The sequence below is a fragment of the Streptomyces sp. NPDC057617 genome, from assembly GCF_042800555.1.
Lineage (GTDB): Bacteria > Actinomycetota > Actinomycetes > Streptomycetales > Streptomycetaceae > Streptomyces.
The window spans coordinates 469,886-471,993 of the sequence record NZ_JBHVGV010000007.1; the positions used below are offsets into that span (position 1 = coordinate 469,886).

Consider the following 2,108-nt stretch of genomic DNA (forward strand, 5'->3'; position numbering starts at 1 on the left):
CCTTCGCCCCCTACCCCCCCCACGCTCCTGCCGCTCCGCCCACCCCCAACGCCCAACCGGGGGACCCGGCGCCCCCCCTACCGGCCCGCGCCACCCGCGCGGGCCGTCGCGGGGAGGGCGCCTGGGGCTGGCTGTTCGTCAGCCCCATGGTGCTGGTCCTCGGTCTGTTCCTGGTCCTGCCGATCCTGATGGCGCTGTGGGTGAGCCTGCTGCGCTGGAACGGGCAGTCCAACCCGTTCTCTGGGCAGGCCGACTTCGTGGGCCTGGACAACTACCGGGCCCTGCTCACCGAGGACGGTCTCGACCGCACGCTCTTCGCGACCGCCCTGCGCAACAACGCGTACTACGTCCTGCTGACCGTGCCGCTCCAGACCGTACTGGCGCTGGGCCTGGCCCTGGTCGTCAACCAGAAGGTGCTGCGCGGGCGCGGCGCCCTCCGTACGGCCTTCTTCTTCCCCTCGGTCACCAGCTCCATCGCCGTCTCCACGGTCTTCCTCTTCCTGTTCCAGGGCAGCGGGGCGGTCAACTCCCTGCTGTCGTGGATCGGGGTGAAGGGGCCGAACTGGTTCGCCGATCCGCGCGGAGTGCTCTCGCTGATCCTGGGCGGTCTGGGGATCGTCGATCCCGAGCGGCCCTCCGGGGTGCTGGCGGACCACTCCTTCATGGGGCTCCCGTGGTTCGAATGGCTCGCGGGGCCCTCGGTCGCGATGTGCACGATCATCCTGCTGTCCGTCTGGACCACCTCGGGCACCTTCATGCTGATCTTCCTCGCGGCGCTCCAGGACATCCCGCGCGAGCTGGAGGAGGCCGCCGCCCTGGAAGGGGCCAACCGCCGCCAGCTCCTGCGGTACGTGACGCTGCCCGCGCTGCGTCCCGTGCTGTTCCTGGTTCTCACCCTGGGGCTGATCTCCACCTGGCAGGTCTTCGACCAGGTGTATGTGATGGGCCAGGGCGCGCCGGGCAACACGACGCTGACCCCTGCCTTCCTGTCGTACTCCGCGGGCTTCGACAACGCGGACTTCGGGCAGGGCGCGGCGATCGCGTTCATCCTGCTCGCCCTGATCCTCTGTCTGACCGCTTTCCAGCGCTGGGCACTGCGGGACCGCGGCGCGCGTACGAGGAGGAACCGATGAGCGCCACCGGTACGGCCGTGCCCGAGCGGGCCGGAAGCGACCGGGCCGGGCGGGGGTCCCGCAAGCGCGCCCCGCGCGGGCACGGGCGGCCCGTACTGCCACGGTTCCCGGTGCCCGCGCGGGTGCTGGGGTACGCCCTGGTGGTGGGAATGGGCCTGCTCTATCTGCTGCCGTTCGCGCTGCAGTTGGTGACCGGCTTCAAGACCGATCCGGACGCCGCCACACATCCGCTCTCCCTGCTGCCGGCCACTCCGACGACCGCCGCGTATCAGCGGCTGTTCGGGCTGAGCCAGGTGGCGGAAGGGGTGCCGTTCCTGCGCTGGCTGGGCAATTCGGCGCTGGTGGCGGTGCTGGTGACCGCCGGGCGGGTGCTGTTCGACTCGATGGCGGGGTACGCGCTGGCGCGGCTGCGCTTCCCGGGCCGGGGGCTGCTGTTCGGCTTCGTTCTCGCGGTGATGGCGGTGCCGGGGGTGGCGCTGCTGATCCCCAAGTTCCTGGTGCTCAACACCTTCGGGATCTTCGACACCTATACGGCCATGATCCTTCCGCTGCTGGTGGACGCGGCGGGCATCTTCATCATGAAGCAGTTCTTCGAGTCGGTGCCGCGCGAGGTCGAGGAGGCCGCGCGGGTGGACGGTGCGGGGGTGTTCCGTATCTTCTGGTCCGTCGTCCTGCCGATGGCCAGGCCCGCGCTGATCACCCTGACGATCCTGTCGTTCCAGGGGTCGTGGAACGAGTTCACCCACTTCCTCGTCGCCACCCAGTCCGGCCAGTACGAGACGCTCACCACGGGCCTGGCCCGCTTTGTCTCGGGCGGTCTCGGCGGCGGTACGCAGTACCCGCTGAAGCTGGCCGCCGCGCTGCTGTCCACGGTTCCGGTGGCCGCGCTGTTCTTCTGCTTCCAGCGCTACTTCGTCAGCGGCGCGAACGCGGGCGCGGTCAAGGAGTGAGTACGGGGCGGGGCCCGGCGGGGAG

General features: G+C 70.4%; 2 protein-coding genes. Both read left to right on the forward strand.

The window, feature by feature from the left end; genetic code table 11:
* On the forward strand, nt 1-1,133 hold a 1,133-nt coding region (locus ACFU9P_RS20330; RefSeq protein ID WP_384082643.1), incomplete at its 5' end, for a carbohydrate ABC transporter permease.
* Nucleotides 1,130-2,083 (forward strand): carbohydrate ABC transporter permease, encoded by a 954-nt coding sequence (locus tag ACFU9P_RS20335; protein WP_376387022.1) that lies wholly within the window; start codon nt 1,130-1,132, stop codon nt 2,081-2,083. The genes ACFU9P_RS20330 and ACFU9P_RS20335, both read left to right, overlap by 4 nt.
* Nucleotides 2,084-2,108 lie beyond the last annotated feature (25 nt).